This is a genomic window from Streptococcus sp. sy010 (assembly GCF_007859175.1).
Taxonomy (GTDB): domain Bacteria; phylum Bacillota; class Bacilli; order Lactobacillales; family Streptococcaceae; genus Streptococcus.
Window position 1 is genome coordinate 368,786 of the sequence record NZ_VOHO01000001.1, and the last position, 21,648, is coordinate 390,433.

Consider the following 21,648-nt stretch of genomic DNA (forward strand, 5'->3'; position numbering starts at 1 on the left):
ATTTGACGAAATGTCTTATCTCATTGTAACATATTTCATTCAATTAAAAAGCTCTTTTCTTGCTTTTCTTTCATCTCTTTTCTAAATCAAACCATAACATGCTATAATAAGAAGTGGAAAGTAAAGGAGTTTGAGCCAAATGTTACCAGCCTATATTAAAATTCGTGATGAATTAAAATCAGAAATTGATCAAGGAACTTGGAAAATTGGTAGCCGCCTACCTAGTGAACGTGACTTAGCCAGTCGTTTTGCTGTTAGCCGCATGACTTTAAGACAAGCCATTAGCGTCTTGGTCGAAGAAGGAATTGTTGAAAGACGTGTCGGCAGTGGTACCTATGTTGCCAACCAACGTGTACAAGAGCGCATGAGGGGAACCACCAGTTTTACAGAAATCATCAAATCGCAAGGAAAAACACCCTCGACACATTTGGTGTCTTATCAACGTATTCTTCCCAATGAGCAGGAAATAAAACACCTTAACATCCCACCAAATTCCCATATTATTCGTATGGAACGTGTTCGTTACGCAGATGACTTGCCTGTAGTTTTTGAAGTTGCCAGTATTCCAGAAAAGATTGCTAAAAAATTAGATAAACAAGCTATTAGTGAACACTTTTTCCAATCCTTGACTGAAGCAGGTTTTGTTATTGGTAAAAGTAAACAAACCATTTCAGCCAAATTGGCTTCCAAAGAGATGGCACATTATCTAAATATTCAACCACAGTCTGCTATTTTAAGCCTCATTCAAACCTCTTACTTAGACGACGGCGTTTGTTTTGAATATGTCCGTAGTCAATATGTTGGCGAGCGGTTTGAATTTTATCTTGAAAACCATTGATCCAAGTCACGATAGGAGTTTAATTATCTTGATAAATATGGTAAAATAAGGCTTATGGAAATTGAAAAAACCAATCGAATGAACGCTTTATTTGAATTTTACGCTGCCTTATTAACAGATAAGCAGATGAACTATATCGAGCTATACTATGCTGATGATTACAGTTTAACTGAGATTGCTGAAGAGTTTCAGGTCAGTAGGCAGGCAGTGTATGATAATATCAAGCGAACTGAAAAGATTTTAGAAGACTATGAGATGAAATTGCACATGTATTCGGATTATATCGTCCGTAGTCAGATTTTTGATGATTTGTTAGCCAAATACCCAGACGATTCGTATTTAAAAGAACAAATTATGACCTTGAGTCAAATTGATAATAGAGATTAGGAGAAAAACGTGGCATTTGACAATCTAACCCAGCGCCTACAAGGTGTTTTTAAAAACTTACGCCGTAAAGGTAAATTATCTGAAAAAGACGTCCAAGAAGTGACTAAGGAAATTCGTCTTGCCCTTCTTGAAGCAGACGTTGCCCTACCAGTCGTTAAATCGTTTATCAAACGTGTGCGTGAACGTGCCGTGGGCCATGAGATTATTGAAACACTTGATGCGTCCCAACAAATTGTTAAAATTGTCAATGAAGAATTGACCACCATCTTGGGAGCTGAAACAGCAGAATTAACTGTCTCAGATAAAATTCCAACCATTATCATGATGGTCGGGCTACAAGGGGCAGGTAAGACTACCTTTGCTGGTAAACTAGCCAATAAACTGATTAAAGAAAAAAATGCTCGACCAATGATGATTGCGGCTGATATTTACCGTCCAGCCGCCATTGATCAATTAAAAACTTTAGGTCAGCAAATCAATGTTCCTGTTTTTGATTTGGGAACCGAAGTGTCAGCTGTTGAGATTGTTGCCCAAGGCTTGACCCTTGCCAAAGAAAAACGCCATGATTATGTCATCATTGATACGGCAGGACGATTGCAAATTGATGAAAAGCTCATGGAAGAATTGCGAGATGTCAAAGCACTTGCTCAACCAAATGAAATTTTGCTGGTTGTCGATAGCATGATTGGTCAAGAGGCTGCCAATGTTGCTTTTGAATTCAACCAACAACTAGATATTACAGGGGTAGTGCTAACCAAGATTGACGGGGATACTCGTGGTGGTGCAGCTCTATCTATTCGTGAAATTACTGGTAAGCCGATTAAGTTTACAGGGACTGGAGAGAAGATTACTGACATTGAAACCTTCCACCCTGATCGCATGGCCAGTCGTATTTTGGGAATGGGTGACCTTTTAACCCTTATCGAAAAAGCCAGTCAAGAATATGATGAGAAAAAATCATTTGAACTGGCTGAAAAAATGCGAGAAAATACCTTTGATTTCAATGATTTCATTGAGCAATTAGATCAAGTGCAAAATATGGGGCCAATGGAAGATTTGCTTAAAATGTTACCTGGAATGGCCAATAATCCTGCCCTTGCCAACATCAAAGTAGATGAAAAAGATATTGCTCGTAAGCGAGCTATCGTATCATCAATGACCCCAGCCGAACGAGAAAATCCTGAACTCTTAACCCCAAGTCGCCGTCGTCGGATTGCTGCTGGTTCAGGAAACAGTTTTGTCGAAGTCAATAAATTCATCAAAGATTTCAATCAAGCCAAGGGCATGATGCAAGGGATGATGTCTGGTGATATGAACAAGATGATGAAGCAAATGGGAATTAACCCTAATAATTTGCCAAAAAACATGCCTAATATGGATGGGATGGACTTGTCAGCTCTTGAAAGTATGATGGGGCAAGGTGGTATGCCAGATTTATCTGGCTTAGGTGATATGGACATGAGCCAACTTCTTGGTGGTGGTCTTAAAGGTAAGGCAGGTAACTTCCTAATGAAACAAGCCATGAAACGCCAAGTTAACAAACTCAAAAAAGCTAAGAAGAAAAGAAAATAATAAAATAGGCTCCAATGTAATTGGAGCTTATAATATTACATAAATAAATTTATGTAATATTATGCTTGCTTCGACAAATTCTTTGATTATAAGTAAAAACATGGTATAATCAGACTAATAAACTACAAAAGAAATAAAAGGAGGACAATAACATGCAAATTACAAAACGTGATGGACAAATTGTAGAGTTTAATCCAGACAAAATCTACCAAGCAATTTTAAAAGCAGCTAAAACCGTCTATGTGATTGATGATAAATTGGCAAAAGATTTAGCACAAGTGACTAAAAAAGTTGTGATTGACTTAGAAGATGCACAGGTGGAGCGTCCGACCATCAGTATGGTCCAATCATTGGTTGAAAATCGTTTGATGGAAGCAGGATATATCAATATCGCTGAACATTATATTTCTTATCGTTTACAACGTGATTTGGAGCGTAATGGCTATGGTGATAAGATTATTGTTCATCTTACTTTTGAACAAATTCGCTAATTAAAAAGATTGAGATAAACTATCTCAATCTTTTTTTATTGATTAGGCAAGTAGATTTTCTAATTGGTCAACCAAAGAAGCCACATAAGCAATGGTTTCTAGAAGTGGTTGGTCAGTTGTGACATCAACTCCTGCATGTTGTGCTAGTTCTTGAGCTGATAGGCTCGCACCTAAAGACAGGGTATCTAGCCATTTGGCAACAACTTGTTCAGGATTTTCTTCCAGTTGTTTAGCCATGGCTGTTCCAATGGTCAAACCTGCTGAGTAAGTATAAGGATAAAGACCAATGTAATAGTGTGGCTGACGCATCCAAATTAAGCCTGCCTCATCACCAATAGCAAAGTCCTCTCCCCAAAATTGCTTTATCACATCCAATTTGATTTGACAAAGTATATCACCATTTAGATACTCATTATTATCCAAACGGGTATAGACTTCTCGTTGAAAAGCCGCTTCAAGTAAATGAGTGACCATATTATGAAAATAAGTTCGACTAATCAATTCACTAATTAGGTAAATTTGGAAATCAGGATCTTGATTTTTCTTCAGTAGGCTATTACAAGTTAGCACCTCATTGGCAGTTGATGGGGCTTCAATAAAGTAGAGTGACGGCTCATAACTGAGAATGCTCTGCTTTTTAGCCAGTTGGAAATGACCTGCATGCCCCAGTTCATGAGCCAATACCAAAACCTCATTCATCAAACCAGTCCAAGACAACAAAATATAAGATGGCCCATTATAAAGTGTCGCACAAAATCCACCTGTTGATTTGCCTTCATTTTGTGCAAAGTCAATCCAGCGTTCATCAAATGCTTGCTCAATCATTTTTTGATAATCTGAACCCAAAATACTTAGACAATCTAACAAGAATGCTTTAGATTCTTCTGGAGTAATGCGTTGATTGAAACTTGATGGCATACTGATTTTCAAATCGGCATGGGTAATTTCTTTAAGACCATGGGCCTTAGCAACTAGCTTAACATAGCGTCGCATGTGAGGGGCTAGCTCTTTCATGATAACATCTATCTGACGGTCAAACAACTCTCTTGATACCTGTTGTTGGAATAACAAATAATCAATCGTCGATTCAAAACCACGCAACTTGGCTTGAATTTGTTCATTTTTCATCTGAGCAAGTAAACTTGTGGCAGCGGTATTCTGATAGTTCTTTAAGGTGCGATAGAAACTTTTAGCCGACTGACGACGAATTTCTTGATCATGACTGAGTTCATAGTCATTTTCAAAATAAACATAGCTGTTTTCATAGGTTTGCCCATTAACTTCAAATGCCTCAAAAGTCAAATCTTCAAACTTGGTCGTATTGTAAGCATTATAGGGCTGTTGCCAAACAGTAGATAAACTAGCTAATAGTTCTTCTTGAAGCGGGGGAAGTTGATGTGGTTTAAAATCAATCAACTGTTGAAAGTAAGCCTTCCATTGTGGCTGTTTGGAGATTAACTCTTCTAAAAAAGTTGTTTCCAAAGCCCCTAGCTCAATATTTAAAAAGGATAAACGAGGCAGGGTGTCTTCCATTAACAAATCAAATTCATTAGATAGACTTGCTGATTCGGTATTCATCCGATCCACTTCCAAGGGAAGAAAAGCATAATGGCTCAGTTGGTCACGCAAAATTGATAAGTTTTCAAAGTCTGTCAAAGCCGCAACAATAGCATCTGCTTGATTTAGTTTTCCTTTATAGTTGTTTTCAAATTCACCAACTGCTTGAGCGTAATCTTTTAGTGCTTGTTGATAATCTGCATCTGTTTCAAAGATAAGACTGGTATCCCAAGTTAATTGAGTATCAACTTCTTGACGTTTAAGCATAGCTTTCATAATAGTCTCCTTTTCTCATTTTGCTCTCATTATATCATATTTTTCTCAATTGTAATGTGGTATAATAGCATAACAAAGGTGTCAAAGACTAGACGCCATACCGTTCATCAAAAATAGAAAGGTCACTCAAACCATGAATTTTATGAAAAAACTAGCCAAGCAATTTGGATTGTTCTTGCTTATTTTGGTCTTAAATAGCACACCTTTTATTTTAATTGCAGCACAAAATGAGCTATCAATTCCACTTCAATGGGTAACTGGCTTGGCTTATTTATTCGTTGCAACTGTTATCATTAAATTCGTCTGGAAAAACTATTCCACTAAGGAATCTGAACACGTCAAACAATTACGTTTTGGATGGAAAGATTTTGGAATTGCTTTGTTATTTTTTCTAGCCACTCGAATAATTGCTATTTTGGGCACCCTTCTTAATGCCTATCTCAATGGCAATGATATAACAGCAAATGATGCGGCCATTATGGCCACAGCCCAACAATTAAAGGAAACATTCCCACTTTATTTTATTTGTTTTCATCTAGCTATTGGACTTTTTGCTCCAATTTTAGAAGAATTAGCTTATCGTGGATTCCTCAGTCGGTATTTCTTCCGTGACAACCAAATAATACTCCCTTTAATCGTTAGCTCAACGCTATTTTCATTACCACATCTTTGGGCATTTAACTTCATTGAATTCATTATTTATTTTGCTCTGGGAGCTATTTTCTACCTTGCCTATGCTCGTCGAAGAAATATCAAGGATGCTATGGTCGTCCATGGATTGAATAACGGTCTTTTTGTAATCGGATCAGTAATCAATTACATTTTATTCTTACTAGGGCAATAATATACTAAAACTCCCATAAAAACTGGGAGTTTTTTATGTCTTAATATTAAAAAATCTGATATTTATGATATAATAGTATAACAATTAAAGTATTTTTATCCTACTTATCTCAATTATTATTTATTGTTATGAAAGGAAAAATGTTATGGCAACAATTCAGTGGTTTCCTGGTCACATGTCCAAGGCTAGACGACAGGTTCAAGAAAATCTAAAATTTGTAGATTTTGTGACGATTCTAGTAGATGCTCGCCTACCCTTGTCTAGTCAAAATCCTATGTTGACTAAGATTGTTGGAGATAAGCCTAAACTCTTAATTTTAAATAAGGCTGATTTGGCAGATAAAGCACAGACAAAAGAATGGCGACACTATTTTGAAAAACAAGGAATTACCACTTTAGCCATTAACTCCAAAGAACAAGCCACGGTTAAAAAAGTTACAGAAGCTGCCAAAAGTTTAATGGCTGATAAATTGCATAAGTTGCAAGAACGTGGCATCAAAAAAGAAACGCTTAGAACCATGATTATCGGTATTCCCAATGCAGGAAAATCAACCTTGATGAATCGCTTAGCCGGTAAAAAGATTGCTGTTGTGGGCAATAAACCTGGTGTAACCAAGGGGCAACAATGGTTAAAATCAAACAAGGAATTAGAAATTCTAGACACACCTGGTATTTTGTGGCCGAAGTTTGAAGATCAACTGGTTGGTTTAAAATTGGCGTTAACAGGAGCAATAAAAGATAATTTGCTACCTTTAGATGAGGTCACCATTTTTGGTCTTAATTATTTTAAAGAGCATTATCCAGAACGACTGATTCAACGCTTTAAGCAAGTCAATTTAGAAGCAGAAGCTCCTGAAATTATTATGGATTTAACACGAAAGTTAGGCTTTCGAGATGATTATGATCGCTTTTACCAATTATTTATCAAAGATGTTCGAGATGGAAAACTAGGCTATTATACCCTAGATAGAATTGGAGATTTTAATAAGGATGACAATTAAAGAAATTAAAGAAGAACTTAAAAAAATCACATCATTGACTGATAAACGTTGGAAAAAATTTGAAGCAGATGAACGTAAGGGAGTCCAAGCTGCTATCAGTCAACGTAAAAAAGCTATTATCAAAGAAATCAAAGAACTAGAACGTTTAGAGGCCATGCTTAGCTATGAAAAATCTTATTGGGCTAAAGGCTATGAGCTAGTTGCTGGGATTGACGAAGTGGGACGTGGCCCACTAGCTGGTCCTGTAGTTGCTGCCTGTGTTATTTTACCCAAGGACTGCAATATTACAGGCTTAAATGATAGCAAAAAGATTGCTAAAAAGAAACATCAGGCTCTCTATCAAGAAATTATGGACAAGGCTATCTCAGTAGGTCTTGGTATTCGAGATCATCAGGTCATTGATCAAATCAATATTTATGAAGCAACTAAACTAGCGATGCTCGATGCACTTAATGCGGTTTCTCAACCTGATGCCCTTTTGATTGATGCCATGGAATTGCCTGTTGATTTACCACAAAAAGCTATTATTAAAGGAGATGCTAACTCCTTGTCAATTGCCGCAGCATCTATTGTGGCCAAGGTCACTCGTGATCAAATTATGGCAAGCTATGCGGATCTTTATCCAAATTACCATTTTGAAACAAATGCCGGCTATGGGACACCTGACCATCTAAAAGCTCTCTCCCAACATGGTATCAGTCCTATTCATCGTCATAGCTTTGAACCAATTAAAAGTAGGCTAAAATAAACAAAAAAGACTTTCTAAGAATTGTTTTAGAAAGTCTTTTTTATATTAGCTTCTTACGAATAGAAAAATAAGGAGGTCAGACATGAATAATTTTGAACTGTATAAATTTAAAAAAGCTGGACTAACCAATCTAAATCTTCTCAACATCTTAACTTATCAAAAAAATGTTAAATCATCTCTAGCCTTGCGTGACATAGCAGTTGTGTCTAAATGCAAACATCCCATTCAATTCATCGAAACCTATAAAAAATTAGATAGTAAGACACTTCGACAGGAATTTAATCAATTTCCTTGTATCTCTATTTTAGACAAGGAATATCCAGACGCACTGAAAGAAATCTACAATCCACCTGTCTTACTCTTTTATCAAGGCAACTTAGAGCTGTTACAGAAACCTAAATTAGCTATGGTCGGTGCTAGAAACTGTTCAAAATCAGGCACTCAAATTGTCAAAAAGCTGGTCAGTGAACTTGCCAATCAGTTTGTTATTGTGAGTGGTTTAGCGCGTGGTATTGATACTGCAGCTCATCTAGCTTGTTTGAAAAATGGCGGGGCAACCATTGCAGTCATCGGAACAGGACTTGATGTCTATTATCCAAAGGAAAATCGCAGCCTACAGGATTATATTGGCAAAAATCATTTGATTTTATCTGAATATCCCGTTAATACCCAACCTTTACGCCATCATTTCCCTGAAAGAAATCGCATTATTGCAGGACTAGCAAGAGGTTTAGTAGTGGTAGAAGCCAAGAAACGTTCTGGTAGTCTAATCACTTGCGAACGTGCCTTGGAAGAAGGGCGAGAAGTCTTTGCTGTTCCAGGTGATGTTTTAAGTGGCTATTCAGACGGTTGCCATCATCTCATACAAGAAGGGGCCAAGTGTACCACCTCAGCTAGCGATATTTTAGCAGAACTACAAGTAGGAACATCACTATAGCTGGTAGCGAAAAGGTAATTGATTTCAATAAAGAAAACCGATTGATTGCACTTTTATATTCAATAGTAGTCCACACTTTTTAACAGACTTCTTCTATATTAGGGTAAGTCTTGACAGTTTAATAAAAGTGGTATATTATACTATAAGTTTTAATTTTCAAAGAAAGTGTAATCATACTCTATGGCAAGTACCCTTGCAACAAAAAAGAAAAGCACCGGTCGTAAAAAGACCACACCTAAAAAAAATTTAGTTATTGTCGAATCACCAGCCAAGGCAAAAACCATTGAAAAATATCTTGGCCGTCAATATAAAGTTGTAGCTAGTGTTGGCCATATTCGTGATTTGAAAAAATCAACCATGTCGATTGATTTTGATAATAATTATGAACCAGAATATATCAATATCCGTGGTAAAGGACCACTCATCAATTCCCTAAAAAAAGAAGCTAAAAATGCCAAACAAGTCTATTTGGCAAGTGACCCGGATCGTGAAGGAGAAGCGATTTCTTGGCATTTAGCTCATATTTTAGGGCTAGATAAATCCGATAAAAACCGAGTGGTTTTCAATGAAATTACCAAAGATGCTGTCAAAAATGCCTTTATCGCACCAAGAGAAATTGATATGGATCTAGTCGATGCTCAACAAGCTCGCCGCGTGCTTGACCGTATTGTTGGTTATTCGATTTCGCCTTTATTATGGAAGAAAGTTAAAAAAGGACTTTCAGCCGGCCGAGTTCAATCCGTTGCTCTGAAACTCATTATCGATCGCGAAGCAGAAATCCGACAATTCAAACCTGAAGAATACTGGTCTATTGATGGGATTTTCAAAAAAGGAACTAAGAAATTCAAGGCTAATTTTTATGGTCTAGATGGGAAAAAGTTCAAATTAGCAACAAATGAAAATGTTAAGCTAGTTTTAGCACGTCTGACTTCTGATGAATTTTTAGTCGAAAAGGTTGAAAAGAAAGAAAGACGACGTCATGCTCCTCTTCCTTATACAACCTCTTCATTGCAACAAGATGCCGCTAACAAAATCAACTTCCGAACACGTAAAACCATGATGGTTGCTCAACAACTTTATGAAGGAATTAACCTTGGAAGTAGTGGCCAACAAGGTCTGATTACCTATATGCGTACAGACTCTACTCGTATCAGTCCATTGGCTAAAGCTGACGCTGCTAAATTTATTACTGAAAAATTTGGTAAACATTATAGTAAAAATACTAACCCAACTAAAAACACTTCTGGTGCTCAAGATGCCCACGAAGCCATTCGTCCATCAAATGTTTATCAAACGCCAGAATCAATCGCAAAATACCTTGATAAAGATCAATTAAAACTTTATACATTAATTTGGAATCGTTTTGTAGCTAGTCAAATGACAGCGGCTATCTTTGATACGGTTAAAGTCACTTTAACTCAAAATCAAGTTATCTTTACTGCTAATGGTAGTCAAATTAAATTTGACGGCTATTTAGCCGTTTACAATGATTCAGATAAAAATAAGATGTTACCTGAGATGGAAGAAGGAGAAGTTGTTCATAAATTATCACTTAATCCTGAACAACACTTTACTCAACCCCCAGCTCGCTACTCAGAAGCAACCTTGATTAAAACCTTGGAAGAAAATGGGGTTGGTCGTCCTTCAACCTACGCACCGACTCTGGAAACCATTCAAAGACGTTATTACGTTAAGTTAGCAGCCAAGCGTTTTGAACCGACTGAGTTAGGTGAGATTGTTAATAACCTGATTGTCGAGTTTTTCCCAGATATTGTTAATGTGGCATTCACTGCCGATATGGAAGGGAAATTAGACAAGGTAGAGCTAGGAGAAGCTCAGTGGCAAAAAGTCATTGATCAATTCTATCATCCTTTTGCTAAGGAGCTTTCTAAGGCAGAAGAAGAAATCGAAAAAATTCAAATTAAGGATGAACCTGCTGGCTTTAGTTGTGATAATTGTGGACATGACATGGTCATCAAATTAGGTCGTTATGGTAAATTCTATGCTTGTAGTAATTTCCCTGACTGTCGCAATACCAAAGCTATTACCAAGGAGATTGGTGTAACTTGTCCAACTTGTCAAAAAGGACAGGTTATCGAGCGAAAGAGTAAGAAAAATCGTATTTTCTACGGTTGCGATCGTTTTCCAGAGTGTGAATTTACATCTTGGGATATTCCGATTGACCGTTCTTGTCCTAAATGCCAATCTTATCTGATTGAAAAGAAAATCCGTGGTGGTAAGCAAATTATTTGTAGTAATACGGAAAACTGTGACTATCAAGAAGCAAAAATAAAATAGGTCTTATTGCCTATTTTAATGTTACATAATTTTATTTATGTTAATAAATAAAAAATAGAGCCTAGAACGGCTCTATTTTTTACTCTGCACTATCAACATCACTGATGTCAATGGTTGGAATTTCTTGATCTGATTCGTAAGGCTTGCTAACATCTTCGCCATAATACTGTTCAGCTAGTTTTTTAAGGCTACCGTCTGCTTTCATATCATGCAAGACACGATCAATTTCATCAACTAGGGTATCATCTTTATTGCTCATCACAATCCCTTGTTGACTTGGATTATAGAGAACATCACTAACCTTAACATTTAGATCTGGGTTCTCTTTTTTCATAGCTTCAACAAATAACTTTTGAGAAATGTAATCGTTTGGAATAAAATCTGTACGACCATTAGCCACATCGTTTAGGTAAACATCACCAGCAACGTTATCATAAGTCACTAGCTCTGCCCCTTGTTTTTTAGCAATCTTCATGAAGTTTGTCCCAGCAGCACCAGCCGCCTTCTTGCCTTTCCAGTCACTTAAATCCTTAGCTGAAATACTAGAAGAGTCATCTGCACGAACAATCATGCCACTAACACTGTATTTGTAAGCTTCACTAATATTATATTTTTCTAGACGATCTGGTGTGATGTCAAGGTTGTTAAGTGATACATCAACACGCCCACTGTCAACAGCTGAGAATGCTTGATCAAAGCCAGTTTCAACAAATTTAACCTTGACTTTTAGACGTTGAGCAATCTCTTTCATCAGATCAACTTCATAACCAACTAATTCTTTTTTATCATTATAATAAGAAGTTGGTTGGTAAGTCATAGGCGTTGCTACTGTCAACTCTCCTTTTTCTTGAATTACCTGCCAAGTTGTCTTACTGTCAGAAGTTGTTGATTGGGTCGTTGATGTTTGGCTAGAACAGGCTGTTAGTAATGCAGTTGCTCCCAAAATTGCCAAAAAATGTCGTTTTTTCATAATAAGTCCTTTCAAAAGTAAGATAATGTCATTATATCTAAAAATTTAATCGCTTACAAGTTTTTTAGGTAAACTCTTAGCAAAAAACTACAAAGTAATGGTCTTTTATCCTCAATTTTGCTATAATAAGCCAAGTAAAAACTAGGAGGAAAAATTGTGACTGCAACTTATATTAATGTTATTGGAGCTGGTCTTGCTGGTAGTGAAGCAGCTTATCAAATTGCTAAACGTGGTATTCCTGTTAAACTTTATGAAATGCGTGGGGTTAAAGCAACACCTCAGCATAAGACTGATCAGTTTGCGGAATTAGTCTGTTCAAATTCTTTGCGTGGCGATGCCTTAACCAATGCTGTTGGGCTTTTAAAAGAAGAGATGAGACGGTTAGATTCTCTTATTTTGAAAGCTGCAGAAACTCATCGTGTCCCGGCTGGTGGAGCTTTAGCAGTTGATCGTGATCAGTTTTCACAAATGGTTACTGAAGAGCTTCATCAACATCCTTTAATTGAGGTAATGCGTGAGGAAATTACAGATTTACCAACCGATGCCATTACCGTTATTGCCACAGGGCCTTTAACTAGTGATCGTTTAGCTAAAAAAATTCATGCCTTAAATGGTGGCACTGGTTTTTATTTTTATGACGCAGCAGCTCCAATCATTGATAAATCAAGCATTGATATGAACAAGGTTTATTTGAAATCTCGCTATGATAAAGGAGAAGCAGCCTATCTAAATTGTCCGATGACTAAGGAAGAATTTATGGCTTTCCATGAGGCCTTGGTTAATGCTGAAGAGGCACCACTTAATTCCTTTGAAAAAGAGAAATATTTTGAAGGTTGTATGCCAATTGAGGTTATGGCAAAGCGTGGCATTAAAACCATGCTTTATGGCCCAATGAAACCTGTTGGTTTGGAATACCCAGAAGACTATACTGGCAAACGTGACGGAGACTATAAAACGCCTTATGCTGTTGTCCAACTACGTCAAGATAATGCTGCAGGTAGCCTTTATAATATTGTTGGATTCCAAACCCATCTGAAATGGGGAGAGCAAAAACGAGTCTTTTCAATGATTCCTGGATTAGAAAATGCAGATTTTGTTCGTTATGGTGTGATGCATCGCAATTCTTACATGGATTCACCAAATCTCTTAACTCAGACATTCCGTTCAAAACGTCAAGATAATCTCTTTTTTGCTGGACAAATGACAGGGGTTGAAGGTTATGTCGAATCTGCTGCAAGTGGCTTAGTTGCAGGAATCAACGCGGCTCGTCTATTCAAATCAGAAGCAGAAGTTGTCTTTCCACGAACAACGGCTATCGGTAGCTTGCCTTATTACATCACCCATACAGAAAGCAAACATTTCCAACCCATGAATGTTAACTTTGGAATCATCAAAGAATTAGATGGCCCACGCATCCGCGATAAAAAAGAACGTTATGAAGCCATTGCCAAACGTGCCTTGACTGACCTAGAAACTTATTTAACTTATTAAACAAATTTAAAAGGAGTTGTATAAACAACTCCTTTTTATTATCTTCAAAATTAGACTACTTAAAGATTTTCCCTGTTTGTTTAAGAGTCTTTAATACTTTTTCCTGACGGTTTGCCTGTTTTTCTGCCCAAGCTTGTGCCAATGCTTGACTGGCTAGTAAATTCTCTTCATTTAAATAATTCAGTTTAACCAAGCTTCCTTTTTTGATTTGATTTTTAACCAAGTTTGGTTTGGGTGACATGTTAATGACTTGATTAGGCTGATATTTAGCATATTCCTTACTCGCTGGCAATAGAAGTGGAACAGGCTTTAAACCTAGTTCGTCAAGAATGTCCTGAGCTTGACTAATGGGTAAACCAACTAAATCTGGTAAACTAATCATTTCCTTGATTTGATTCATAAGACTGTGATCCAAATAGTATAGTTTAACTAAAGACCCAATTGGTAATTTACCAGATTTGGGCGACATCTCAACCACTTCATTGATTTTTGCTTGTTGATATTTTTTACTAGGTTTGGCTAAAATAGTACTTACAATAAAACCTTGTTGTTCTAAGTGCGCCTTGGCTTCAAAGAGATCCATATGAACTAGATTATCCAAACGAACTAAGCTACGACGATGTTCATGATGACGATCTAAGGCTTTATCAATTAAGGGAATGGTACTATCGGTCACCTTGCTCACAATATCAACCGTATCTAAGAGCCCAAAAACCTTACTAACATTTCCCAATAATTTACCTGAGGTTTTTGTTAAATTTCCTGCTTTTTTCATCTCATTCTCCTCTTTCTATGCCTTGATTATACAAAATATCAGTCTTTTTGTCTTTTTTTGTGCTCCACTTTTAAAAAATCCGTCCTAAGCAGTAGATAGTTATTTTACATAAATTTTATTATGTTTACAAGTTGTCCAAGGCATTTTTTTGCTCATCATCAATAATATGAGTATAAAGATCTGTGACTTGAGTATTGGCATGACCTAATTGATGACTAACCAAAACTTGAGATTTTGTCGCATCATACAGTCGGGTAGCTAGCGTGTGACGCAATTTATGTGGGGTAACACGAACCTTAAAGTCAGCAGAGTATTTAGCCACCATTTTTTCAATACTTGAAGCATCCATGCGGTTCACCTTGCCTGCATATTCTGATAAAAAGAGAGCTAAGTCAGTTTTATCAGCTTTATAACGTACTTGGCGAATCGCCAGGTAATTTTCCAAGTAAGGCTTAGCAAAAGCAGCAATATTAACAGAATCACGTTTCCCACCTTTTCTAATCACATCAATAATCATTAGATTCATGTTAAGGTCCCGCAAATCAAGATTAACAGCTTCAGACAGACGAACACCTGAAGCAAGCAGTAGTGCTAAAATTGCTAGGTCACGTTCCTTGTTTTTTTGAAAGGAGGAGAGGGCTCGTGGGGATAACTTGGTAGCGTAAGTGTGGTCAACATAGTCCAAAAACGCCGTGGTTTCATCCCCTAAAAATAATTTTTGTTTAATTTGTTCAGCCCTAGTTGCTAAGGTTTCTTTTTTTTTCTTTGTTGAAACTTTCTTCATGACATTGCGATAAAAATAAGGTTCACCATTTTGATTTTCAACCTCTTCGGTCAAATACTTGTACAAGCTAGATAAGGCTGATAAGCTACGGTTGATTGTCGTTTGAGATAGACCATTTTTGTGGGTATTGGCATTTAATAAAGGACGTTCACGCAAATAAAGGATGAAAGCCTCCATATCTTTTTTAGTCAAATGCTCCAAAGTCTCTAAAGGAATCTCAGAAATAGTCGCCACCTGACTTAAACCAGAATCTAAAATCCAAGCAAAAAAACGTCGGTATTCTTTCAAATATTCATAGAGGGTTGTCAAACTATAAGGAATTGCCAGTTTGGACTGATAGTACTCCAAAACATACCAAGGCATCATCTGTTTCAAGTCATCAATTTTTTCGAGTAGTAGTTCACGACGCATAAGATATCCTCCATATTTATATAGCTAGTATAACATATACCTCACCATCTTTCAAGAAAATTATAGTTTTTCGGAAAGATGTTATAGGGAAAACTCACTCTGAACAATATTACACATCATATAATCATTTTCAGCTAAATAGGTTTGAAAGTATTTATTATCTGTATTCACTGAGATGCCAAACCAATTATTATCAAGTAAAAATTGACTTATCTTTTCTCTAACTTTAAAGTTATCCTTATTCAAGTCTCTCAATATCTTTTCAAGAAAATCTTTCACATAAATGCTCACTGTTCCCTCCTTTACTCATTACCAAATAAGTTTTCTGCTTGCCGACTCATATAATCAAATACTCCATCATTTACCTGACCATACTATTTTGCGATTTCCCCTTTGTTTTGTAAATACACCCAAGCACTCTCAGGGGACTTGTCTCCGCGTTCTGACATTAATTCACTGATTTCAGAAACACACAAAAAAAAACGACCAATTCAGTACCATTCTCATCTATGCAACAAACTGCAAAGAGGAAACATCGATGAGTACTTTCATTGATCGTTATGATATTTAAAATTGATCTAATAACAAAAGTAACTTCATCTTAGTAATTGGAACTATTAAATAGTTCAGCAACCTTAACAACCATAGTAGAATTCCTCAAGCAATGAGTGTGATGTCCACTATGGTTGGATATTTACTTTTTTCTTTTACTAAGTTTCGTTTACTTTTGTTATTTTTACTTTTTTCGTACTATAGCATATTTTTGTTAAAATGTCATCTCGGAAATAGATTTAATAAACTAACTTGATATTTATGATACATAATACCATCCTTGTGATAACTCACTTTAAGGAGAACTGTATCAAAGTCAATAAGAAGAATGTAGCGATACCTCAGTTTAATCAGGGGTACTCAACTCTTCAAAGATATCCCAATTCTCTCTAAATTGAACTAAGTCTTTAATATTTTCAGAATTTTTAGCTGAATTTTCATCTAAATGGCTAATTGGAATAAGATAAATAACTCCTGTCTTCTTGTCGACAGCTGCGTAAATATCACAATCTTCAGAGGTTATTCTTCGACCTCTATTTGTACTCGCACTATGTGTATTTCCCTTACCGCCTCTATCTCTATCTTTGTAATGTACAGTATTTTTAGAAATACCTTTTACTTGCACTCGGAAGATTTTATTTTTAAAATCTACAATACAATCATATCTAGAACTTCTAACATCTACATTCGAGCTATCAAACCCTGCTAAAATGGCTCTTGCAATAAAAATAAATTGAGCTGAATCTCCAGCGTTCGCTACCATAATTCCAGAATCTACATTTGTGATGTTAGTTGGAAAGCCATTGGATAAAATTAAAGGTAAAAATCGAGATATAATATTTTTTAAATCATTTTTAATACCTGTTAAGTCGAATTTTTTTTCAAATACTGAGGTTAATTCATTTACAATCTCTTGTTCATTTTCGATATTTTCATTTAACTTTTCAAAAGAGGTTTGAGTTAAAAAATGTTCAATATCATTTTTATTAAGTATTAGTTTCTCAGAAAAATATTTAGCAGTTTGAGAGAGAGTATGTCCCTGCATATAATGTGAATAAATTAACTCACGCTGTTCACTATCCAATTCAAAAAATCTTTGCTTTAAATATCTTTCAATATCAGAACGGTAATAAAGTTCTGGTCGTTCGATGCTAAAGAGTGGTTTTGCATAGGTTTCTATTGTATTTTTATTAAACCTTGATGGCTGTGAATTAAATGCAACAATATTATTACGAACAAAGTCTCCAATTTCATCAATTTTATCAATTTCTTTTTTGGGATCTGTAAAATGCTCTTCCGTAAAAATTATATCTATCTCTTTATCTTTTTCTATTAAAAATGCTCTTAACTTATTACTTGATAAACAAGGTGTATTTTGATAATGCTCAATAGTAATATCCTTATTATACCTATTTTCTCGATAGTAGCTTAAAATTGATTGTTCAATAGAGCTTAAACGCTCTTTAACAATATTTTCTAGTTCAGCTTTTATCAAAGTTGATTTGTGTAAAGATTTAGGGGGCTCCTGTTTTTGGTTTTCAAAAGCTTTTCTCTGACTAGAAATATTATAATGTCTACTGTCCGATTCAAATAATGTAAAATTATCTTTTGCAAACTGTTCAATATCAGAATAGTTGGATAACTCCATATTTTATATATCTCCTATATAATTATAAAGATATTCTACTATTTTTTTTACGATATTTCTAGGTCTCCTAGCTGCTTTTTTCACCTAATAGTGATATAATTATCAAGTTGATAATTAAATTAAGGAGAAAATACATGACAAATTCTGTAAGTTCCAAAACTTCCATGAAGCAGAACATCGCTGCTTTCTTTAGTGGAGTTGGTGGAATTGAGTTAGGTTTTGAACAAACCAACGAGTTCAGAGTGGTGTATGCTAATGAATTTGATAAGTATGCTCGTGCTACTTACGCTCTCAACCATCCCAACACCCCTCTTGATAGCCGAGATATTCACAAAGTACCGGCTGATGAAGTATTGGATGAGACTGGAAAAGACAACATTGATGTTGTTGTTGGTGGATTTCCTTGTCAAGCTTTTAGTATAGCGGGCTATAGAAAAGGTTTTGATGATGATAGAGGAGATTTATTCTTTGAATTACTCCGAATTATTGAAGCCAAGAAACCAAAAGTTGTCTTTATCGAAAATGTAAAAAATATGGTTTCCCATGATCATGGTAATACTTTTAAAGTCATACGAGAAGCTTTGACGGATAATAACTATTTTATTAAGTGGAAAGTCTTAAATGGTAAAGACTATGGTAACATTCCACAAAATCGGGAGAGAATTTATATAGTAGGTTTTGATAATAAAGAATCTTATGATGCTTTTGAATTTCCTGAAGAAATTAAACTAACAACAACACTAAAAGACGTTATTGATTTTGGGGCAGAGATAGATGAAACCTATTACTACCGTGAAGGTAAACAAAAATTTTATGAAGAACTGAAACATGCTATTGATAGTCAGGATACAGTATATCAATGGCGTAGACAATATGTACGCGAGAATAAAAATGGAGTTGTACCTACTTTAACTGCTAATATGGGAACAGGTGGGCATAATGTGCCATTGATTTTAACCAATAATCATGAGATTCGTAAATTGACACCTAAAGAGACGTTTAATGTTCAAGGTTTTCCTAAAGAGTTTAAACTTCCAGAAAAACTATCAAATGGTCAACTGTATAAACAGGCTGGTAATAGTGTGGTTGTCCCAGTAATTAAACGTATTGCGGAAAATATTTCTGTTGCTTTGAATCAACAAGGAGAATCACAACTAGCTAGAAATGGTAAATTTGCAATTATTTATACTAAGATGAACGGACAATTTGAAGGGGAATCTTATGTTAAGGAATTTGTTGACAACTACGAACAAGCTAAAAAAATTATTAAATCTTATAAAGATGGATTGAGTATTTTTTCAGACGAAGAATATTTTAGATTTATCAAGAAAAAAGGCAATTTAGAATTTTATAGTATCGTAGAAAATGAATATGATAAAAGCTAGTTTTAGACTAGCTTTTTCTGTTATAATAAAGAGTATGTAGACAAGAATTACAAAGGAGACGAATATGTCAATATGGGAAAAGTATACTAAGGAGGAAAGAGAGGAATATATAAAATTTCTTCAGATATATGGTGCATTAACTAACCTTTTTAGACAAAAACATGGAGATCCTATTCCATATCTTGATTCAAAGTTTCAAGAGACAATCTATGCAAAGGTTTTTAAAAGTGAGAATGTTGACATCGGTAATACTCCTCATGATATCTTATCAATATTTGCTGATAAAAGAATAGGTATAGGTTTGAAAACATGGATGAACTCAAGCCCATCTTTTCAAAAAGTAATGCAACTGAAACGCTATAAAGCTGAAATTGATCCATTTTTTAGCAAATCAGATGAAGAACTCGCTTTAAAATTATCCCAAATTAAAAATGATAGAATGTTAGCTGACTATAAACGTCTAGGGCTCACAGAAGATGGTAACATCTATCATTATATTACTAGGGACGCAGGAAAATTTGTTATTCAAGAAACTCTATACCCTTTGGTTGACTTGAATAATCTCAGAGATTTTAAACGTACTTCTACTGCGTTTCAATGGTCTGATGGTCATAAAGATTATAAATTTACTTATAGTGATTCACAAATATGGCAACATTTTGACTCAAATAAAAAAGATACTTTAGTTCTTAATACATTTGATGTCAATATTATTGATGATCCATTTGAATTTCTCTTACAATCGTATTTTAATTTCATAGATGATTTCAAAAACAAATCACATCAGGATGATATTATTGAAGTGTATTTACCGCTTTATTCATATCGTAGCAAAGAAGTAGAAGAAAAATCAGGACTTAATTCTTGGAATTCCGCACCTAAAAATCGTAGAAGTTCAACACTACGTCCACTCAATGAAATATACATCCCGATCCCAAGAGAATTTCATAAAAAAGTTCCTAACTTTTTCTGTTCCGATATTTTTGAAGTAGAACGAATGCAAAATAACTATACTGGGGATAAGAAGAATAAACCACAAGTTCGATTTCATTTAAAATTACCGAATGGAAAGTTGATCCCTGCTCTTGTTGGCCAAGAAAGAATGAAAAGTCTACAATCGGGTAGTTTGACTGAGCGTGACCCTGAGACAAATAAACGTTACGGACAGTCAGCACTAGGTCAATGGCTCCTAGTTGATGTACTTGGGCTAAATGAAAGACAAATTGTTACCAGAGATTGGCTTCAAAAAAAGGGGACAGATTCAGTGAGACTTTGGAGAAAAAAGACGATTATTCAACCATTTATATAGATTTTGCACCAATTGGTAGTTTCGAAGCATTTATGAATAATGAAGCAATTGAAAAAGAAGAATAAAAAAGAGGAATCACCTCTTTTTTACTTATTGTTAGTACAATTCATCCTTGATTGATTCAATAAAATCAGTATAGAATTTCTGGATGGTATTAGCTACATACTCAACACTTTCTTGAGCAGTGACCTTAATTAAATTTTCATAACTAGCCAAGGAAACTACTTGAGTAAATTCTACATTAAACTCCTTATCTTTGCACAATACTTCAAATTCTTTTAAAAAATCTAATAGTGTTTGCTTCTGAGTCCCCTGATATACATTTTTATCAAGATGAATCCCTAAGTTTGATATTTCAACCGATAGATTATCATAAAGTTCTTCTACGTCCTAAGCAATAACTCTCTATGCCATGCGCGTTTGATATAGTAATAGGGGCCTTGTTTTTACCCTTAGTATAAGGCTTAAAGCTAGCTTTTTGATAAACGGATACCAGATTAAGTCGTTTCATCATACGACGAACACGGCGACGTGATATCATAATCCCTTTCGTTTCAAGAGCTTGTTTTATTTTTCTAGCACCATACCGAGCCTTGTTTTCTAAAAACATAGATTGAACAGCATCTTCAGCTTCCGCTTCAGCTACCTGCTCCACAGCTTTATAATAATAGCTTGAGCGAAGCATTCCCAATAAACGACACATGGCTGAAATACTGTATTTTTCTTTATTGGCAGTGATTACTTTCCTTTTTGTGCCATAATCACTGTCGCTTGCTTTAGGATATCGACCTGCATCTCCAGCTCCTTATTTCGCTTTCTGAGCTCTATTAACTCACGTTGCTCATCTGCTAGATTATCAACGTTCTTAAAGGAACCGGTTGTTTTAGCTTGTTTGACCCATTTATCAAAACTGGATGGCGTCAAGTCATATTCCTTGAAAATCTCACTACGTTTTTTACCAACATTGTAAAGATCAACAATTTGTTGTTTAAATTCATCTGTGAATTGGCGACGTACTTTTCTAGACATATTAACTTCTTAATCGTTTTAGTGTAGAACACTTTATAATTTCTGTCTAGTTTAAGTTTAGTGTAACCTATTCAATTGAATTCCCATCCAAACTGGAATATCGTAACTAAATTATGTACCATATTGCACTCTAAAATAAAGTACATAATAAAAATAAAGTACACTTTTTAAATTATGTACTTTATGCTTCAATTGTAGATGTATCAAGGGTTTAGGTACTGTTAGATATAAAGTACATAAATTTTTAGTTTTCACTCTGAACAATACTAGCCAACCTCTCCTTATAAATATTACTAGATACTTTTGAAATAAGTCTCGTTGTCTGTTAACTCATTTGCAAATAACA

General features: G+C 35.4%; 19 protein-coding genes and 1 pseudogene. 12 read left to right on the forward strand and 8 right to left on the reverse strand.

What is annotated here, in order from left to right; genetic code table 11:
• Positions 1-139 precede the first annotated feature (139 nt).
• The 4 genes from FRX51_RS01865 to FRX51_RS01880 all read left to right on the forward strand — a co-directional run bounded on the left by FRX51_RS01865 (position 140) and on the right by FRX51_RS01880 (position 3,288).
• A complete protein-coding gene (locus FRX51_RS01865; RefSeq protein WP_146495341.1) occupies positions 140-838 on the forward strand; it encodes a GntR family transcriptional regulator in 699 nt (232 codons plus the stop codon).
• A 54-nt stretch (positions 839-892) separates the two neighbouring features.
• Positions 893-1,225 carry a putative DNA-binding protein gene (locus FRX51_RS01870; protein WP_146460478.1) on the forward strand — a complete coding sequence of 111 codons (333 nt, stop codon included), beginning with the start codon at positions 893-895 and terminating at the stop codon, positions 1,223-1,225.
• A gap of 9 nt (positions 1,226-1,234) precedes the next feature.
• Positions 1,235-2,797: a signal recognition particle protein gene (gene ffh, locus FRX51_RS01875; RefSeq protein WP_146495343.1), complete on the forward strand. Its 1,563-nt coding sequence runs from the start codon at positions 1,235-1,237 to the stop codon at positions 2,795-2,797.
• Positions 2,798-2,949: 152 nt separating this feature from the next.
• Complete coding sequence (locus FRX51_RS01880) at positions 2,950-3,288, forward strand: ATP cone domain-containing protein (protein WP_146460474.1); 339 nt, start codon at positions 2,950-2,952, stop codon at positions 3,286-3,288.
• A gap of 42 nt (positions 3,289-3,330) precedes the next feature.
• On the opposite strand, the gene pepF is transcribed toward FRX51_RS01880, so the two are convergent.
• Positions 3,331-5,124 (reverse strand): oligoendopeptidase F, encoded by a 1,794-nt coding sequence (pepF, locus tag FRX51_RS01885; RefSeq protein ID WP_146495345.1) that lies wholly within the window; start codon positions 5,122-5,124, stop codon positions 3,331-3,333.
• Positions 5,125-5,254: 130 nt separating this feature from the next.
• On the opposite strand from pepF, the gene FRX51_RS01890 reads away from it, so the two are divergent.
• The 5 genes from FRX51_RS01890 (at position 5,255) to topA (ending at position 10,948) form a co-directional block, all read left to right on the forward strand.
• The gene (locus tag FRX51_RS01890) at positions 5,255-5,965 is read left to right on the forward strand and encodes a CPBP family intramembrane glutamic endopeptidase (protein ID WP_146495347.1); all 711 of its coding nucleotides are present in this window, start codon (positions 5,255-5,257) and stop codon (positions 5,963-5,965) included.
• 145 nt (positions 5,966-6,110) lie between these two features.
• A complete protein-coding gene (ylqF, locus tag FRX51_RS01895; RefSeq protein WP_146495349.1) occupies positions 6,111-6,965 on the forward strand; it encodes a ribosome biogenesis GTPase YlqF in 855 nt (284 codons plus the stop codon).
• Positions 6,955-7,713 carry a ribonuclease HII gene (locus FRX51_RS01900; RefSeq protein WP_146495351.1) on the forward strand — a complete coding sequence of 253 codons (759 nt, stop codon included), beginning with the start codon at positions 6,955-6,957 and terminating at the stop codon, positions 7,711-7,713. The genes ylqF and FRX51_RS01900 overlap by 11 nt, the downstream gene beginning before the upstream one ends.
• 82 nt (positions 7,714-7,795) lie before the next feature.
• Entirely contained in the window at positions 7,796-8,650 is an 855-nt protein-coding gene (gene dprA / locus FRX51_RS01905; protein ID WP_146495354.1) for a DNA-processing protein DprA, read from the forward strand.
• A 180-nt stretch (positions 8,651-8,830) separates the two neighbouring features.
• Complete coding sequence (gene topA / locus FRX51_RS01910; RefSeq protein WP_146495356.1) at positions 8,831-10,948, forward strand: type I DNA topoisomerase; 2,118 nt, start codon at positions 8,831-8,833, stop codon at positions 10,946-10,948.
• 79 nt (positions 10,949-11,027) lie between these two features.
• Here the strand turns inward: topA and FRX51_RS01915 are convergent, their stop codons facing one another.
• Positions 11,028-11,918 carry a transporter substrate-binding domain-containing protein gene (locus tag FRX51_RS01915; protein ID WP_146495358.1) on the reverse strand — a complete coding sequence of 297 codons (891 nt, stop codon included), beginning with the start codon at positions 11,916-11,918 and terminating at the stop codon, positions 11,028-11,030.
• A 156-nt stretch (positions 11,919-12,074) separates the two neighbouring features.
• Between FRX51_RS01915 and trmFO the strand changes: the two genes are divergently transcribed.
• Positions 12,075-13,409 carry a methylenetetrahydrofolate--tRNA-(uracil(54)-C(5))-methyltransferase (FADH(2)-oxidizing) TrmFO gene (gene trmFO, locus FRX51_RS01920; protein ID WP_146495360.1) on the forward strand — a complete coding sequence of 445 codons (1,335 nt, stop codon included), beginning with the start codon at positions 12,075-12,077 and terminating at the stop codon, positions 13,407-13,409.
• Positions 13,410-13,464: 55 nt separating this feature from the next.
• Here the strand turns inward: trmFO and FRX51_RS01925 are convergent, their stop codons facing one another.
• The 4 genes from FRX51_RS01925 to FRX51_RS01945 form a co-directional block, all read right to left on the reverse strand.
• On the reverse strand, positions 13,465-14,184 hold the full coding sequence (locus FRX51_RS01925) for a PASTA domain-containing protein (RefSeq protein WP_146495362.1): 720 nt from the start codon (positions 14,182-14,184) through the stop codon (positions 13,465-13,467).
• A 124-nt stretch (positions 14,185-14,308) separates the two neighbouring features.
• A complete protein-coding gene (gene xerS / locus FRX51_RS01930; protein WP_146495364.1) occupies positions 14,309-15,379 on the reverse strand; it encodes a tyrosine recombinase XerS in 1,071 nt (356 codons plus the stop codon).
• An 81-nt stretch (positions 15,380-15,460) separates the two neighbouring features.
• On the reverse strand, positions 15,461-15,670 hold the full coding sequence (locus FRX51_RS01935; RefSeq protein ID WP_146495366.1) for a hypothetical protein: 210 nt from the start codon (positions 15,668-15,670) through the stop codon (positions 15,461-15,463).
• 607 nt (positions 15,671-16,277) lie between these two features.
• Positions 16,278-17,579: a hypothetical protein gene (locus FRX51_RS01945; protein ID WP_146495368.1), complete on the reverse strand. Its 1,302-nt coding sequence runs from the start codon at positions 17,577-17,579 to the stop codon at positions 16,278-16,280.
• A 134-nt stretch (positions 17,580-17,713) separates the two neighbouring features.
• Here FRX51_RS01945 and FRX51_RS01950 point away from each other — a divergent pair, with 134 nt between their 5' ends.
• Positions 17,714-18,964: a DNA cytosine methyltransferase gene (locus tag FRX51_RS01950; protein WP_146495370.1), complete on the forward strand. Its 1,251-nt coding sequence runs from the start codon at positions 17,714-17,716 to the stop codon at positions 18,962-18,964.
• 64 nt (positions 18,965-19,028) lie between these two features.
• A complete protein-coding gene (locus FRX51_RS01955) occupies positions 19,029-20,273 on the forward strand; it encodes a restriction endonuclease PLD domain-containing protein (protein WP_261379783.1) in 1,245 nt (414 codons plus the stop codon).
• Positions 20,274-20,369: 96 nt separating this feature from the next.
• Here the strand turns inward: FRX51_RS01955 and FRX51_RS01960 are convergent, their stop codons facing one another.
• Positions 20,370-20,537, reverse strand: coding sequence for a hypothetical protein (locus FRX51_RS01960; protein WP_261379784.1), 168 nt, complete (start codon positions 20,535-20,537; stop codon positions 20,370-20,372).
• A 166-nt stretch (positions 20,538-20,703) separates the two neighbouring features.
• Positions 20,704-21,302: pseudogene (locus tag FRX51_RS01965) on the reverse strand (IS3 family transposase); the annotation flags it as partial.
• Positions 21,303-21,648: the final 346 nt, after the last annotated feature.

What these genes read in the sequence shown, in the direction of transcription:
- FRX51_RS01865 (WP_146495341.1), top strand. Translation starts at nt 140, where the DNA reads ATGTTACCAGCCTATATTAAAATTCGTGATGAATTAAAATCAGAAATT.
- FRX51_RS01870 (WP_146460478.1), top strand. Translation starts at nt 893, where the DNA reads ATGGAAATTGAAAAAACCAATCGAATGAACGCTTTATTTGAATTTTAC.
- FRX51_RS01880 (WP_146460474.1), top strand. Translation starts at nt 2,950, where the DNA reads ATGCAAATTACAAAACGTGATGGACAAATTGTAGAGTTTAATCCAGAC.
- FRX51_RS01890 (WP_146495347.1), top strand. Translation starts at nt 5,255, where the DNA reads ATGAATTTTATGAAAAAACTAGCCAAGCAATTTGGATTGTTCTTGCTT.
- ylqF (WP_146495349.1), top strand. Translation starts at nt 6,111, where the DNA reads ATGGCAACAATTCAGTGGTTTCCTGGTCACATGTCCAAGGCTAGACGA.
- FRX51_RS01900 (WP_146495351.1), top strand. Translation starts at nt 6,955, where the DNA reads ATGACAATTAAAGAAATTAAAGAAGAACTTAAAAAAATCACATCATTG.
- dprA (WP_146495354.1), top strand. Translation starts at nt 7,796, where the DNA reads ATGAATAATTTTGAACTGTATAAATTTAAAAAAGCTGGACTAACCAAT.
- topA (WP_146495356.1), top strand. Translation starts at nt 8,831, where the DNA reads ATGGCAAGTACCCTTGCAACAAAAAAGAAAAGCACCGGTCGTAAAAAG.
- FRX51_RS01915 (WP_146495358.1), bottom strand. Translation starts at nt 11,918, where the DNA reads ATGAAAAAACGACATTTTTTGGCAATTTTGGGAGCAACTGCATTACTA.
- FRX51_RS01925 (WP_146495362.1), bottom strand. Translation starts at nt 14,184, where the DNA reads ATGAAAAAAGCAGGAAATTTAACAAAAACCTCAGGTAAATTATTGGGA.
- xerS (WP_146495364.1), bottom strand. Translation starts at nt 15,379, where the DNA reads ATGCGTCGTGAACTACTACTCGAAAAAATTGATGACTTGAAACAGATG.
- FRX51_RS01945 (WP_146495368.1), bottom strand. Translation starts at nt 17,579, where the DNA reads ATGGAGTTATCCAACTATTCTGATATTGAACAGTTTGCAAAAGATAAT.
- FRX51_RS01950 (WP_146495370.1), top strand. Translation starts at nt 17,714, where the DNA reads ATGACAAATTCTGTAAGTTCCAAAACTTCCATGAAGCAGAACATCGCT.
- FRX51_RS01955 (WP_261379783.1), top strand. Translation starts at nt 19,029, where the DNA reads ATGTCAATATGGGAAAAGTATACTAAGGAGGAAAGAGAGGAATATATA.